Genomic DNA, 14,769 nt, shown 5'->3' on the forward strand with positions numbered 1-14,769 from the left:
ATCCATGATGGATTATTTATTTAAAATCTCGCTGTTACATAAAACAAAATGCACAACGAATAAAGTCGTAATTAAAAAAAACACAAAACGATACCAACCCAGTAAACATCCTGCATTCAGGCGTATCCGACATCATTTTTTTGTGTTAGCGGTACGTCCTGAGGAATATAGGCTGTTGACGGAAAGCTGAGCCGCAATTATGTTCCTCTCTTCAAAACACGGACAAACTAGTCTCTGAATATTTCGATTGTCAACCTAGGAGGGAGAAAATATATGGCCCGCGTTAAAGTATTGGTCATTACCGGATACGGAACCAATTGTGAACAGGAATCAGCATATGCAGCAAAAAAAGCTGGAGCTGACGAAGTTGATATCACATATTTTTCTGATCTTGCCGCAGGCAAAACAAGCCTTGAAGGATATAATTATCTTATATTTCCCGGTGGTTTCCTTGATGGAGACGACCTCGGAGCTGCACAGGCCGCAGCCCTTCGCTGGAAGCATGCACACACTGCTGACGGCACCCCGCTTGTAGATCAAATTAAAAAATTCTTTGAAGATGGCGGAATTATTCTCGGCATCTGTAACGGGTTCCAACTTTTAGTAAAATTGGGGCTTCTTCCTGCTGTCGGCGGTGATTATTTCACTCGCCAAGTATCACTTAGTTACAATGATTCCGCACGGTTCGAAGCTCGCTGGGTACATCTCAAAGCTAATCCGGAATCCCCCTGCATATTCACAAAAAATATAAAAACACTACATTTGCCAGTTCGTCACGGTGAAGGAAAAATAATTCCGAACGATGATGCTCTTTTGGAACAATTAGTAGAAAATAATCTCATCGCGCTCCAATATATCGATGAAGAGACTAACGATGTCACTCTTGAATACCCTGCCAACCCTAACGGATCGCCTCTAGGCATAGCAGGACTAACAGACCCGTCAGGACGCATATTAGGCCTCATGCCGCATCCTGAAGCATTTAACCACCCCACCAATCATCCGACGTGGACAAGAGGCAACGTACCCACTCTAGGACTTGCTCTGCTTGAAGGCGGCGTGAATTACCTTAAGTCTGTTTAAAAAATTATATTCTAAAAAATGGAGGGAGAACTAAAATTCTTCCTCCAATTTTATTATGAACAATCCTGATGAAATAATTATTCGCGGCAAACCGCCCGTCACTCCTCCGCAAGGCCAGACTTGGCGCGACATGATGGATGTCGCAATGCGGCAGGGATATCTAGCACGCAACAAAGGGGAAGTTCCCATAGGTGCGGCCCTTTTTTCACAGGACGGCGAAATTTTAGGAACCGGAAGTAACAGTCCGGTCAGCGACCACGATCCCTCCGCCCACGCAGAAATTAAATGTTTACGTTCCGCCTGCAACAATCTGAATAATTACCGATTGCCTCAAGGGACGATATTAGCCGTAACTCTCGAGCCATGTATAATGTGCCTCGGAGCAATAATTCATGCCCGCGTGGCAGGGATTATTTTCGGAGCGCCGGACCCCAAAGCCGGAGCCGTTGTCTCAAATATGGAAGGCACAGACCTGACATTTACCAACCATAAATTCTGGGTATTAGGCGGCGTACGCGCTGACGAATGCCGTACTATGCTGCAAAGTTTTTTCCTGCAAAAAAGAAAATAAAATCACCATTTTTTTAACGAAATTCCCTTGCGTCTCACATCAAGAATGGATATGACTACCACTTCCCCAAGGCTGGAAGTCCTTTTTCAGCCACTATATATATGCGGAGAGGTAGCGAAGTCCGGCCGTAACGCGCTCGACTCGAAATCGAGTTAGGGGTCAAACCCTACGTGGGTTCGAATCCCACCCTCTCCGCCAGTTTTATAAGGGCTTAGGTGTTAAAACCTAAGCCCTTATCTTTTGGGGAAAAATCAATATTAAAACCTCTGCGTCCGCAGAATTAGCCTTGTCAGCTACCTGATAAATTATATCTTAAAATATTCTGAGGTCCACTTAGGCCGCCCAAATACAACTCACCAACATCTTCAAATCCACATTTAATATACATAGATTTAGCGGCTTCATTTCGGACATTTACGGTCAAGCACATGCAATCAAACTTGCCACATAAAGCAGAAATTGCATGCTCAAGCAATTTACTTCCAATACCCTGTTTTTGATATTTCCTATCTGTTGCCAAAGTATCAACCCAACACACATTCAATTTTTTGGATTTTAATTCAGCGGTTTCATAATAATTTGTAACAATAATTATGCCTGCCGCCTCACCGTCGCATTTAGCACCGGCAATATACACATGTTTTTCTGCGTTTCTACCAGAAAATCTGGAAAGAACTTTCGCTATAGGGAATACAAACTGAGCCTGATGTTCGAAAACTGATATTGTTGAATAATCTTCGAAGTCTGATTGAATTAGTTCTACGAATTTAATAACCATTTCGACAATCCATTTATTAAACAAGAAAAATGAAGCGTAGTTTTCGTCCGAAAGAACGCCTTGTTATACTTCTTCATTTTCTAAAAAGCAGCAAGATTGCAATAACCTTCCAATAAATGCATATCTTCATATACACCTTTCATAAAAATGTCTGTAGCTCGCGTTTACCACCTGATGAGACATACTCCCGTTGAACTTAATACTGGAAACCAAATGGAAACGTCTATTTTCAACACTAAGTTAAACTTCTTAAATAACCGTTGCTCACAAACAAAAAGAGTGCATTCTAATCCCACCCTCTCCGCCAGTTTTATAAGGGCTTAGGTGTTAAAACCTAAGCCCTTATCTTTTGGGATAAAATCCATTTTTATTAGTCAATTGAACGCAACTATCCGTTGCCAGCGAGAGCCTGTTTCAGGAGCGCCCTATCACGTGCGGAAAAATTCCGCGATTTGAGAGCGGACGAGATGCGGGACCTAATTTTCATTTTTTCATCTTTATTGTCTGTCAAATCCAAGATGAAGAGATAGGCATCTGCATAACCCGGCCATTTCTCAATGATCGTTCGAAGCGTTGCCTTTGCCGAAGTTCTCTTGCCTGCCCGATTTTGAGCAAAAGCAAGATTAAATCCATATCGAGGATTAACCTCCAGTACGTATGCACGCTCTGCGAAATCCATTGACTCTAGCGGCTTTTGTTTGCCTGTGAGCAAAGACAGATTATAGGCTGCCTGAGCAAGCTTGGGATCAACCTTCAAGCTCGCTCGAAGGTGTTTCTCAGCAGCTTTTATGTCGCCCAGTTCCCCTTCAATAAGACCTAGATTAAAAAGTATCGCGGGATTATCAGGCGAAAGTTGCAGTGCTTCTCTCAGTCGATCACGAGCACTTTTGGTATCACCTTTGCCGGCAAGAGCCATTGCGTTATTAACCAACGGTGGAACAGCTCGAGGGGCAAGACCGTGAGCCTTGTCAAAGGCCTCACTTGCTTGAACAAATTCACGCCGATGTAAATGATAGTTCCCCAGATTATAGAGAGAAGTCCAAAGATCTGGTCGTGCAGTCAAGGATGCCATATATTCCTGTGTAGCCCGATCAAGATTATCCTTAAATTGCCCTTTGGTAATATTCATGGGTAAGCCGGAAAGAGCGGCGGCAGCGCGTATGCGAACCAACCGGTACGGATCGCCAGTTGCCTTTACCAATGCCTGTACGGCCTCGGGAGAGGAAGGCGGCCCTAAGGCTTCAGCTGCAGCCGAACGGACTAACGGTGAAGCATCATTTAAAGCAGTGAAAAGAGGCTTCTCTTTTTCCGAAACATTGCAACCACGAAGAAGCCGGATAAGGGATGTGGTAAATATCGGATCATGGTCTTGCGCCATGATGTAATCGTTAATTTCTCCAAGACGCGACCAATCCCCTTTACGGGCGGAATCCACCAGCCCGCTCCGGTACATAACAGGGGCCTGATAGTCTCTCTGTCGCCATTCGCGCACTTTCTTATCAGCCCAGACGGCATCCTTATCCATGTGACAGCCATTACACGCATTGGGCGAACCAAAAGCAATTGTCGCTGCCGGAGTAGGTGGCAGCATGGAGTGATCACTACGGTCCATGCGGGCAAAAGTCGTCTTATGCATATGGCAGGAAATACAAGTCGGAGATTTGTTAGTACCTTTGTGCATGGTATGCTTTTCTGGCTCACTGACTTTGTCCTTATGGCAAGGGGAACAGGCAGTATTCGGAGCACTCTTCTGGCGAAATCTTCCACTGGAAGTGTGGCAGTGGATACAACCCAGCTCACCTGATTTTACGCAAGGGCTGAGGCTCCAAGTGGTGTGCGTGTAATTCTCACCGAGATCGCGTCCGTCAGGATAAGAATCCGGATCTTCTAATGTCACAAGATCAAAGTGATCGTAAAATTTATCGCCGGGCATAAATGCGCCAGTCAGAGGAATCATCTGGGCATGACAAGGCGCACAGGCATCAGTATTCTGCTGCACGGTAAACTTGCCCTTACCGCCAAGGAGTTTCAAATCAGCCGGAACAGTGCCTTTGGGAGCCTCACGGCAGACGCGATTATGCTCTGACGACGGACCATGACATGTCTCACAGTTGATACCCGGTTCATTCCATGTGGTGGAGTAACTATTCGTTAAGGGATCAAAATTATTACGAAGCTGACTGACATGGCACCCATGACAAGTGGTATTGAATGTATAGACCGGATCAGTCCATGAAACAGCTGTATCACCAACATGCCGGATACCACTTCCAGCCATATCAAACCATTCTTTTTTATTTACATCATAGGCTAGGGGCAATGTTTGCAGCCGCCCTTTTTCCATTGGGGTGAGGAAATAATAAACATACTTGCCGCCCAGTATGTGTTCGATGTTGTATTTAATTTCACCTTTGTCAGTCTTCTCAATGACATATCCGGCATCTTTACCGATGAATACTTGGTAAAACTTCCCTTCAATATTGAGAGACGCGGCCTGCGGCGTCAAGTTCTGCGCAGCAAACTCTGGAGTGTACGGCTGCATAGCTGTGCCGTGTCGAGATGGCGCCCACAGCTTATAAAACCGTTCGTGACAGTCCCGGCAACTTTCGGAACCGGCAAAAGTACTGGCATGGGCTAGGTTGACTACAAGAAGCGGAATAAAAAACAATACTGTCAGCCATAAAGCTGAAACGAGTCTGCGATAAATACATGGAGTCATAAATAACCTTGTACCCTGTCAGTCAATTAGCAGAAAGAAAAAACATGCGCCCATTCCGTATAGAATGGGCGCACAAGTTACTGGTTATCGTACCTAATTGGTTGGTGGTGTGAGACTTTCCATCACTTCATCTATTGTGAAGCTGGCGGCCTTCATGCGGGGAGGATATTCTTTAAAAGTTCTAAGAAAATCACCCACGCCCTGCTGAGCCGGGATAAGTAAAAAGGCGTGATCAAGCCACCAATCCCAATAAGTATTGGAAGTGACACTTGCCTGCTCATAGGGGTCAGTGCGTAAGTTGTAGAGCCAAGGAATCCTAGTCTGTACCATAGGTTCGCTCCACACGAGCATAGTACCGGGGGCATGCTGCTGTGCAAAAACCAACTTCCAGTTATCATAACGCAGAGCCATCAAATCACCATCGTCTGAGAAGTAGAAAAACTGCTCACGAGGTGCTTTTTCTGTCTGGCCTGTTAGGTAAGGTAAGAAATTATAACCGTCCAGATGGACCTTAAAGTTCTTGCCTGCGGCTTCATGGCCTTTAAGTAGCTTTTCTTTGACATCAGATTCACCGGTTGCTGCCAACAAAGTGGGCATCCAATCGAGATGGGACATAATTTCGTTAGACACACTGTTAGCTTTGATATGACCGGGCCAGCGAACCATGGCGGGAACTCGAAATGCACCTTCCCAGTTAGTATTCTTTTCGGAACGGAATGGCGAAGTCCCTGCATCCGGCCAGGAATTCTTGTGCGGTCCGTTATCTGTGGAATAAAACACGATGGTATTATCGGCGATGCCAGTCTCGTCAATAGCGTCAAGGACAGTACCAACATTCTTGTCATGCTGAACCATACCGTCATGATAAACGGACTGCCACTCACCGGCTTGGCCCGTGGTTTTATCAGTTACATAAGTTCTAAAGTGCATATGAGTAAAGTTGACCCATACGAAAAACGGGGTACCGGCCTTGGCCTGTGCATGGATGTAGTCGGAAGCTCTTTTGGCGACGTCGTCATCAATAGTTTCCATGCGCTTCTTGGTCAAAGGTCCAGTGTCCTCAATCTCTTGCCCTTCTATAGTGGCATAGGAATGAAGTACGCCGCGAGGACCATATTTTTTCTTAAAATCAGGGAATCTTTTTGGATCTGGATAATCCCGATGCTCGGGTTCTTCCTCTGCATTAAGATGGTAAAGATTACCATAAAACTCATCAAATCCATGAGCTGTGGGCAAATGCTTGTCTTTATCGCCCAGATGATTCTTGCCGAATTGTGCAGTAGCATAACCATGGTTCTTCAAGAGCTCGGCAATGGTCGGGTCAGCCTTGTCCATGCCAAGTTCTGCACCGGGAACACCAACCTTGGACAATCCGGTCCGATAGGTAGCCTGACCTGTGATGAAGGCGGAACGACCTGCTGTACAACTTTGCTCCGCATAGTAATCTGTAAAGATCATGCCTTCGTTGGCAACACGGTCTATGTTAGGAGTTTGGTAGCCCATCATGCCACGTGTGTAAGCACTAAGGTTGGACTGTCCGATGTCATCACCCCAGATAATCACTATGTTCGGCTTATCAGTGGGAGCCTGAGTAGGCGCAACTGGTGTAGGTTTAACTTCTGAACTGCTTTCCACCTTATTGGCTGAAGCAGAAGCTGGAGCTAAGGCTGAGATTGTAGTCGCATTTGTCTCAGTGACCTCTTTCTCCTTTTCGTCAGTCGAGGAACCACATCCAACAAGAAGCACCGACATCAGCATGATGCATAATGAAATAATGTACCGTCGTTTCATTGCACTCTCCCGGTTGTTATACAATTGGAGTTATTGCTCAATAAATACAAGCATACATATTCTCTTTATCACAGAAAACAGACTCTTCTATAATAGAGATTACCCATTGCGTCCAGACCCATTGCAAAAAAAGTAATACGTTATTGTAAATGAATTACAATTTTCAAAGCTTCCTTTTCGGCCTGACAATTCAGTGAAGGTGACAAGCCGAGCTTGCGTATTTCGATGACTTCGTTTCTGGCTGCTTCAACCGCCTCTCTAAACTCGGCATTACCATGCATTCGGGCTACGGCTGCCGCACCAATCATTCGTCCGGCAACCACATCACTATACCAATGTACGTTGCATGCGATGCGACTTTCTCCATAGGCTCGACCACGTTGCAAAATAGCGTCTGCCTGTTCTGGTACGACTTCAGTCAAAACCAGTGCCCAGGCCCAGCCTACTGCGGTATGCCCGGAGGGATACGAACCGTCATGGGAAAGGTGCTCTTCTTCATCCGGGGTACATGTCGGAAATCCGTTTATCACAAACGGACGCGCCCGATTATAATGATCTTTGGCTGCGTATGTTGTCAGTCCGGCATCAGCCAGAACACGACGAAGGAGCATGTAAAGATGAGGTGTATGTTCTTCCGATATAGGAATACCCAAAGTGCAGGAATATACTTGAGCCGCTTCCGGGAATATGAGCTCGGCATCCTTGGCAGCTAAAGCAAAGCGGCTGGTATCCTGAAGTCCAAGTGCTTTTTTACTGATAGCCTCATCCATGGCAAACCCAACGCTCCCTTTTTCAGGAGGAGGCGGTAACAGCGCCAGAGAATCAGGGTAATCATCCTTCACAAGATATCCTTGCAAAACACCCGGGCGAATTTCCGGAACCACAGACGGTGGGGCTTGTTTGATACATCCCGCGTTGATTAATACAGCAAATAAAATGGCTGCGATTACCTTTGCATGTTTATACAAAACCATATTGTACTCCTCTCAATTTACATTTCAATACGCACGCACATAAACACGGGCTTATTGATACGATTAAAAAATATATACAACTTTATACACACTTTTAGAGAGCAGCGTGAAGCATATAATTTAAAATTATCTGTTGTGGCCTGCTATCGGCACAAACCGTAAAAAATCTCACAAATTCTGTTGACTTCCTGCCATAAAAAGGCGCAAGAGTTTGGGCAACAAAAAACGGACATTTCCACCCCAATTTGTTAAGCGACTATGTCCTTGATTTAAGCTTAAAAGCCAGCAGTAAATAACCAACAATAACTGCTAGTTACAACAATTTATTCACATCCACTTTGTGACGAGTCTAAAGAGTATATAAATATAATGTCTGACAAAAAACAGATACTACATCCTCTTGGTAAAGGTTCTTCATTCAGCCTCGATTTCACGTACTCATTTTGGTGGAATTTAATGCTGATAACAGTCGGTTCTCTTTTGGTCGGAATCGGACTTAGAAGCCTAGCTGTTCCGCATGAGTTTATTCCCGGCGGAATCTTCGGTTTGGCATCTTTAATTTACTATAAAACTGGAATTCTATCGCCGGGTTGGCTTTTCCTTATTCTAAACGTACCGCTTTTTGTGTTTGCGTGGATAAAAGTAAGCCGACGTTTTTTCTGGTACAGCGCATATGCAACTATTGCTGCAACAGGATTTTATGAACTGATCAACATCCCCATGTACGTTGAGAGTCAGCTTTATGCCAGTGTAGCTTGCGGATTAATAACAGGATTCGGGTCTGGTATTGTGTTGCGATCTTTAGGCTCAAACGGTGGACTTGATGTTATCGCTGTATATCTTTTTCAAAGGTTCAACATCGGCATCGGTAAAGTTTATATTATATTCAACTTTATTCTGTTCAGTATCAGTTTGCTAGAAATGTCATTGGATCTTATTATTGCTTCGCTGATTTTGGTTTTTATATCCGCGATCGCTGTCGAAAAAACGTTGTCATTATTCAACCAACGTAAGGTGGTCTTTATTATTTCGGATAAAGCAGAAGAAATCAGTAATGACATTCTTAATACCTTAAAACAGAGCGGTACATTTCTTAAAGGCTTCGGAGCCTATTCTAAGCAGGAAAAAAATATTCTTATGACTGTTGTTAATAATGTTCAGTTAAAAAAATTAGAAGAAATAGCCTTCAGCCATGATGATAATGTCCTGTTCATCGTTGAAAATACTTTCTCAGTAGTGGGATCAAGTTTTTCAAAACGAAAAGTTTATTAATAAGAAATAAAGCCTGAACGTTTCCATATAACGGAAACGTTCAGGCTCTGCTGAATAAAACTTTGTTCTTGAATTTTAACAGGCCTGCCTTAAAAATCCCCCGACAGGCCGAAACAAACTCCGCTTTAAAACCCGACAGCAACACCCCATGTACCGTCAGTCGGAAGATGTCTCAATTTTCTAATGAATTTACTGAGCAGGCTTGGTAGCCGGAGCAGGTCTGGTTGTCTTTTTAACCGGAACCGGAGCTTTCTGCTTGAATTTGATAATAGGTGCTATCACTGGATCAAATGTCATCTTCATCTTACTGACCTTAGACATAACTTGCTTGTCAGACTGCCTTGGATGACACTGCCCACAAAATAATCCCATATCTTTTCCTTCCTTAGTAGGAACAATAAGATACTTGTAATTTGCGTTGTTAGGGTGCGGATCATGACAGCTTGAACAGGTCAAAACTCCATCCCAAAGCAATTGTTTCGGAACTTTTGCATACATAGGTTTAACACCGGTAGGATGAGTGGAATGAAGGTTAACAGGCAGAATGCCTTCACCATCATTATGACAACCTAAACAGAGGGAATCAATCCCCTGAGATGTACGTGTATTCCTTGTACGAGAAGGATTATTAACTTTAAAAGGTTCTACACCGATAATGTATTCACCTTTAGCATAGTGAGTACTGTGACAGTCTGTACAACCTTCATCATGCGGCCCTGCTGCAACAGCAAATATAGCATAACAGGAAATAGAAAGAACAATAACAAAAACAAAAAGCAACATCCTCTTCCTCATCTTACCCTCCATTAAAACCAAAAAAATTAATTTCAGCATTAGCAGCTATGTAACCTATATGTAAAAAAAATCAAATCATCATATTTTTCAAATTAACACCTTTATTACTGTCTATTAGAACAAAAAAACATCAACTGTTGCATAATAAATCAACTCATCTAGACTTTATCTCAACAACTCTAGAACGAGTTATTTTGTCTTTAATTTACAGACACTTTCATCCAATTAAGACTACACAATAAATTTCTTTTAAGAGTCATGAACAGCTCAATTTCATTGAAAAACGCACCTGCCAATATTAGGCAAGTGCGTAAATTAATTTAATGCAAAATAAAAACGGCTCACTTCAAAAGTTGCCACATAAATAAACTAAGTATAAACATAAATAGATTGGACGCTACCCGCAATTCAAACAATTAATCACGAAAGGAGTAATATAATGTCTCAAAATAAAGTTGCAATTATCACAGCAGGCGGAAGTGGCATGGGTGCTGGCGCAGCCCGCAAATTAGCCGCTGAAGGTTATGAAATCGCGATCCTGTCTTCTTCCGGTAAAGGCGAGGCTCTCGCAAAAGAGCTTGGCGGATTCGGCGTAACCGGTTCAAACAGATCACCTGAAGATCTCGCCACCCTGATTAAGGGTACTATGGATAAATGGGGACGCATTGATGTTGCCGTCAACAGCGCGGGACATGGTCCCAAAGGTGATATTCTCGCAATGTCCGATGAGGACTGGATGACAGGTATGGAAGTTTATCTGCTTAATGTCATTCGTGTAGCCAGACTTGTAACTCCGATCATGCTTAAACAGGGAAGCGGCTCAATTGTTAATATTTCAACATACGCCTGCTTCGAACCGGAACCTCTTTTCCCGACTTCAGGAGTCTTCCGCTCCGGCCTTGCGGCGTTTACCAAACTATTTGCGGATCAGTACGCATCAAGCTCGATTAGAATGAACAACGTATTGCCCGGCTTCATCGACAGTCTCCCCGAAAAAGACGAAAGGCGTAACCGCATTCCTATGGGCCGCTATGGAAAAGTAGAAGAAATTGCCGAAGCGATAGCCTTCCTTGCATCTGATAAATCAAGCTATATAACAGGTCAAAACCTGCGCGTTGATGGCGGGATTACTCGATCAGTTTAATTGTTCATAGCAAATAAGCTCTCAACATTAATTGATGTTATAAAAAAAGAGGCCGGATTTTAATCCGGCCTCTTTTTTTGAAGTAAGCAAATCTTTTTTCACATCTCAATCGCGTTTTAATCATGTTTCGATCAGAAGCACTTAAAAAAAGTCAAAACTCTTTGACTCAAAAACACCGCAAAGCTATTATTAAAAGAAGCTCCACAACTATAAAGGAGAAAAATATGAAAATCACAAAAGAAGAAGTGCGAAACCTATTCAAGCATTTGGAAAACGGTGATGCCGATTCCTTTTTTGCCAATGTCAGTGCAAATGTAGACTGGACAGTTATGGGAACGCACCCATTGGCAGGTCACTATACCAGTCTTGAGGATTTCCGCCAAAATACATTCAAACGGCTGGCACCCTGTCTCACTGCCCCGATTCAATTGGTTTTAAAAACAGTCTTCATAGACGGAGACACTGCAATAGTTGAATTACAAGCAACATCGCAGGCCAAAAGTGGATGGGATTTTGATAACCAATATTGTTGGATTATTGAATTCAGAGATAAAAAAATTGTCCGCGTTCGAGCATACCTCGACTCAAACATGGTTGCACGCTTGATCGCAGAAGAAGAAGAGTCCACTAAAGTATATTTCAACCGCGGCTAGATTTGCATAGATTTACCGTAAAGATATCCCTAAGCATCGTATGAAAAACGGAGTTCGTCACGTAAAGTGAAAATTTGGAAAGATGGAAAGGCTGTTGGATCAAACTTAAAGAAATATCTATTATAGCAAGGAGAGAAAGAGATCTAAAAAAGATTTTACTTTATTAGATAGATTTTATTGAAACGACACTATTCATCCGGTTCAAAGAATATCTTGAACCGGATGAATCAGTTCTTAACTTCAGACCAGACATTTAATCCGTCACCGCGTTATTTTCTTCATTTTCAGCAACAGCTGCACCATTTTCATCTTGGCTTGCTTGCTTCTTTGCTAATTGGCGTTGCTTCTTTTCTTCTTTCTTTTTCATTTTTGCCAAATCTTTCTGGCGCTTCTCAAATTTATAATTACGATTAGGCGGCAATGATCTCTCCTAGTTAAACTGTCAATCGAAAAAACAAAAACAAAAAACGCCCGCCTCCCGAAAGAGAGACGGGCGCCGGATACCGGACTAAAACTTAGAAATTCAGACTACCAGCGTGGACGTTCTTCACGTGGTTTAGCTTCGTTAACCTTAAGGTTACGTCCGCCGAAATCTTTTCCGTCCATGTTGTCGATAACTTCAAGAGCACCGGCGTCATCCATTTCGACAAAGCCGAAACCACGAGGACGACCAGTTTCACGGTCTTCGATAAGATTGATAGAAATAACTTCACCGTAAGCTTCAAAAGCAGCGCGAAGATCATCTTCAGTAGCAGACCAAGGCAAATTTCCGACATAAAGTTTTTTAGACATTATATATTCTCCTAAAAAATTGATGAGACGCTGACGCTTTCGCGCCAACAAAAAAAGGAGCAGTGTACAAGATGCACACATTGCTCCTCGATATACCTGTTCATTTTAAACTAGCTTCGGTCACATTCAGACCGCGCCTCCACGTGCGTTACTAGTGTATAGAGGAAAGTTCTCTATCAACGACCCAAAAATGTCAAGACATATTATTTTTTATTTTAAAAAACTTCACTATTTGTCTCTGAAACAACTCACAATCAAAACACATCCGCGACATCTTTCTTAGTATTAAAGGATGTATCTACCCAATAAGATAGGACTTATAGTATATTGATTTACTCCTCAGATAGGCATAACACTAACTGAAACAACATGAGGAATTAAATATGGCCTTACTCTCTTGGAATGATAATTATTCAATTGGAATCAAAAAAATCGATAATGAGCATAAAGTTCTTATAGGGATGATTAACAAAGCTTATGATTCAATCGAAAAGATGGAAGAACAGAAAGTGCTTTTAGAATTGATTTCAGAAATGCGTCAATATGCCATGGATCATTTTTCAACCGAAGAGATGTTCATGAAACATTACACCTACCCCGAGACTGAAAACCATAGAAAACAGCATAACCACTTCATGATATATGTAGCTTCTGCGGATAACATGATGGATGCAGACAATAACGCACTGGATCCATATAAAGTTTTTAAATATCTCGCAGACTGGCTGAAAAACCATATACTCGTTACTGACAAGCAATTTGGATCATTTCTAATGGATAAAGGAGTTAGGTAGCCACAAGTAAAGCCTCTTAGCTTGCTTTAAATATCTCTATACATTATTAATAAGCAGTATATACAATAAAAAGGAGGATTTATGTTCTGGGTTCATCTTCTTTTACTGCTTGTAATAATATTTATCGGTATCCGCTATGGAGGAGTGGCCTTCGGTCTGCTCGGAGGACTCGGAGTCGCCGTTCTAGTTTTCGCATTCGGCATAAAACCAGGCAATCCTCCTGTCAGCGTCATGCTCATCATTCTGGCTGTTGTCGCAGCTTCGGCAACGCTTGAAGCAACGGGAGGACTTAGCCTTCTTGTAAAATATGCAGAAAAACTTTTACGTAAACATCCTGAATACATTGTATATTTAGGCCCTATTTGCACTTTCTCGCTTACGGTGCTGGTCGGAACCGGACACTCTGTATACCCCCTTCTGCCTGTCATCTACGATGTTGCTTATAAAAACGGAATCCGCCCTGAGCGCGCTTTAGCCGTTTCTACAGTTGCATCACAAATGGGCATAACCGCCAGCCCTATTGCAGCCGCTGCGGCAGTCGTTCTAGCCACGGCCGCAGACAACAACCTTGATATAAATCTGGTTAACATTCTTATGGTCACCATTCCTGCGACCTTCATTGGAATGCTCACAGCAGCAACATGGAGCCTTAAACGCGGTAAAGATTTAGACAAGGACGAAGATTTTCAGATAAAGATGAAAGACCCTGAATTTAGACGTGAAGTTGAAGACATAGACTCTACCTCCACCGAAATTGCCTCAACAGGAAAAAAAGGACTGACGGTCTTCCTTCTGGGAATTCTAGCAGTTATAATTCTTGCGCTATTCAACAAACACCTGCTTCCAGAAGGCGTCACAATGTCAGTAGCCATCCAGTTTATGATGCTCTCAGTCGGAGCAATCATTGTCCTGATGACTAATATTTCCCCTAAAACAATAGTTAACAGCAGTGTATTCATAGCTGGAATGACCGCCGTAATTACCATCTTCGGTATCGCATGGATGAGCGACACCATCATCAGTTATAATAAACCATATCTCATAGGTCTGATCAGTGAAATGGTTCATTTGTATCCTTGGACATTCGCCATAGCCATGTTTCTTGTCTCTATGTTCCTAAAAAGTCAGGCCGCAGTATTAACGATTATGCTCCCGCTGGGATTCTCATTGGGTATTCCTAAAGAAGTTCTTATCGGGGTTCTGCCATCCTGCTATGCCTACTTCTTCTTCCCCTTCTACCCGAGTGATCTTGCTGCGATCAGTTTTGACCGCACAGGCACAACTCACATTGGGAAATACGTATTGAACCACAGCTTTATGTTTCCAGGCTTAATAGGCGTTGGAACAGCCACAGTTATCGGTTATTTCCTTGCACAGATAATTTTCTTAAACTGAGATAAAGC

The 14,769-nt window shown here is 42.9% G+C and carries 14 protein-coding genes and 1 tRNA gene; 8 read left to right on the forward strand and 7 right to left on the reverse strand.

Annotated features, from left to right (window positions below; genetic code table 11):
- Positions 1-273: 273 nt before the first annotated feature.
- From BLT41_RS04840 to BLT41_RS04850, 3 genes are all read left to right on the forward strand, one after another.
- A complete protein-coding gene (locus BLT41_RS04840; RefSeq protein WP_092158878.1) occupies positions 274-1,083 on the forward strand; it encodes a phosphoribosylformylglycinamidine synthase subunit PurQ in 810 nt (269 codons plus the stop codon).
- 55 nt (positions 1,084-1,138) lie between these two features.
- Positions 1,139-1,654: a nucleoside deaminase gene (locus BLT41_RS04845; protein ID WP_092158879.1), complete on the forward strand. Its 516-nt coding sequence runs from the start codon at positions 1,139-1,141 to the stop codon at positions 1,652-1,654.
- A 105-nt stretch (positions 1,655-1,759) separates the two neighbouring features.
- Positions 1,760-1,852 (forward strand) — tRNA-Ser (locus BLT41_RS04850).
- A gap of 91 nt (positions 1,853-1,943) precedes the next feature.
- On the opposite strand, the gene BLT41_RS04855 is transcribed toward BLT41_RS04850, so the two are convergent.
- The 4 genes from BLT41_RS04855 to BLT41_RS04870 all read right to left on the reverse strand — a co-directional run bounded on the left by BLT41_RS04855 (position 1,944) and on the right by BLT41_RS04870 (position 7,916).
- Positions 1,944-2,432 carry a GNAT family N-acetyltransferase gene (locus BLT41_RS04855; protein ID WP_092158881.1) on the reverse strand — a complete coding sequence of 163 codons (489 nt, stop codon included), beginning with the start codon at positions 2,430-2,432 and terminating at the stop codon, positions 1,944-1,946.
- Between the two features lie 388 nt (positions 2,433-2,820).
- On the reverse strand, positions 2,821-5,151 hold the full coding sequence (locus BLT41_RS04860; RefSeq protein WP_092158883.1) for a HEAT repeat domain-containing protein: 2,331 nt from the start codon (positions 5,149-5,151) through the stop codon (positions 2,821-2,823).
- A gap of 93 nt (positions 5,152-5,244) precedes the next feature.
- Complete coding sequence (locus tag BLT41_RS04865) at positions 5,245-6,942, reverse strand: arylsulfatase (protein ID WP_092158885.1); 1,698 nt, start codon at positions 6,940-6,942, stop codon at positions 5,245-5,247.
- Between the two features lie 140 nt (positions 6,943-7,082).
- The gene (locus BLT41_RS04870; RefSeq protein WP_092158887.1) at positions 7,083-7,916 is read right to left on the reverse strand and encodes an acid phosphatase; all 834 of its coding nucleotides are present in this window, start codon (positions 7,914-7,916) and stop codon (positions 7,083-7,085) included.
- Between the two features lie 369 nt (positions 7,917-8,285).
- Between BLT41_RS04870 and BLT41_RS04875 the strand changes: the two genes are divergently transcribed.
- On the forward strand, positions 8,286-9,188 hold the full coding sequence (locus BLT41_RS04875) for a YitT family protein (protein WP_092158889.1): 903 nt from the start codon (positions 8,286-8,288) through the stop codon (positions 9,186-9,188).
- Between the two features lie 189 nt (positions 9,189-9,377).
- Here BLT41_RS04875 and BLT41_RS04880 read toward each other — a convergent pair whose 3' ends face one another.
- Entirely contained in the window at positions 9,378-9,983 is a 606-nt protein-coding gene (locus BLT41_RS04880) for a cytochrome c3 family protein (RefSeq protein ID WP_170830308.1), read from the reverse strand.
- Between the two features lie 439 nt (positions 9,984-10,422).
- Between BLT41_RS04880 and BLT41_RS04885 the strand changes: the two genes are divergently transcribed.
- Together BLT41_RS04885 and BLT41_RS04890 are read left to right on the forward strand one after the other, a co-directional pair.
- The gene (locus BLT41_RS04885) at positions 10,423-11,127 is read left to right on the forward strand and encodes an SDR family oxidoreductase (RefSeq protein WP_092158893.1); all 705 of its coding nucleotides are present in this window, start codon (positions 10,423-10,425) and stop codon (positions 11,125-11,127) included.
- Positions 11,128-11,351: 224 nt separating this feature from the next.
- A complete protein-coding gene (locus BLT41_RS04890) occupies positions 11,352-11,780 on the forward strand; it encodes a nuclear transport factor 2 family protein (RefSeq protein ID WP_092158895.1) in 429 nt (142 codons plus the stop codon).
- Between the two features lie 253 nt (positions 11,781-12,033).
- On the opposite strand, the gene BLT41_RS17405 is transcribed toward BLT41_RS04890, so the two are convergent.
- Together BLT41_RS17405 and BLT41_RS04895 are read right to left on the reverse strand one after the other, a co-directional pair.
- Complete coding sequence (locus BLT41_RS17405) at positions 12,034-12,201, reverse strand: hypothetical protein (RefSeq protein WP_170830309.1); 168 nt, start codon at positions 12,199-12,201, stop codon at positions 12,034-12,036.
- Positions 12,202-12,308: 107 nt separating this feature from the next.
- Positions 12,309-12,572 (reverse strand): RNA recognition motif domain-containing protein, encoded by a 264-nt coding sequence (locus tag BLT41_RS04895; protein ID WP_092158897.1) that lies wholly within the window; start codon positions 12,570-12,572, stop codon positions 12,309-12,311.
- A 383-nt stretch (positions 12,573-12,955) separates the two neighbouring features.
- Here BLT41_RS04895 and BLT41_RS04900 point away from each other — a divergent pair, with 383 nt between their 5' ends.
- The gene (locus BLT41_RS04900) at positions 12,956-13,366 is read left to right on the forward strand and encodes a bacteriohemerythrin (protein ID WP_092158899.1); all 411 of its coding nucleotides are present in this window, start codon (positions 12,956-12,958) and stop codon (positions 13,364-13,366) included.
- Positions 13,367-13,447: 81 nt separating this feature from the next.
- A complete protein-coding gene (locus BLT41_RS04905) occupies positions 13,448-14,761 on the forward strand; it encodes an anaerobic C4-dicarboxylate transporter (RefSeq protein WP_092158901.1) in 1,314 nt (437 codons plus the stop codon).
- Positions 14,762-14,769: the final 8 nt, after the last annotated feature.

Source organism: Maridesulfovibrio ferrireducens, from assembly GCF_900101105.1.
In the GTDB taxonomy this organism is placed as follows: domain Bacteria; phylum Desulfobacterota; class Desulfovibrionia; order Desulfovibrionales; family Desulfovibrionaceae; genus Maridesulfovibrio; species Maridesulfovibrio ferrireducens.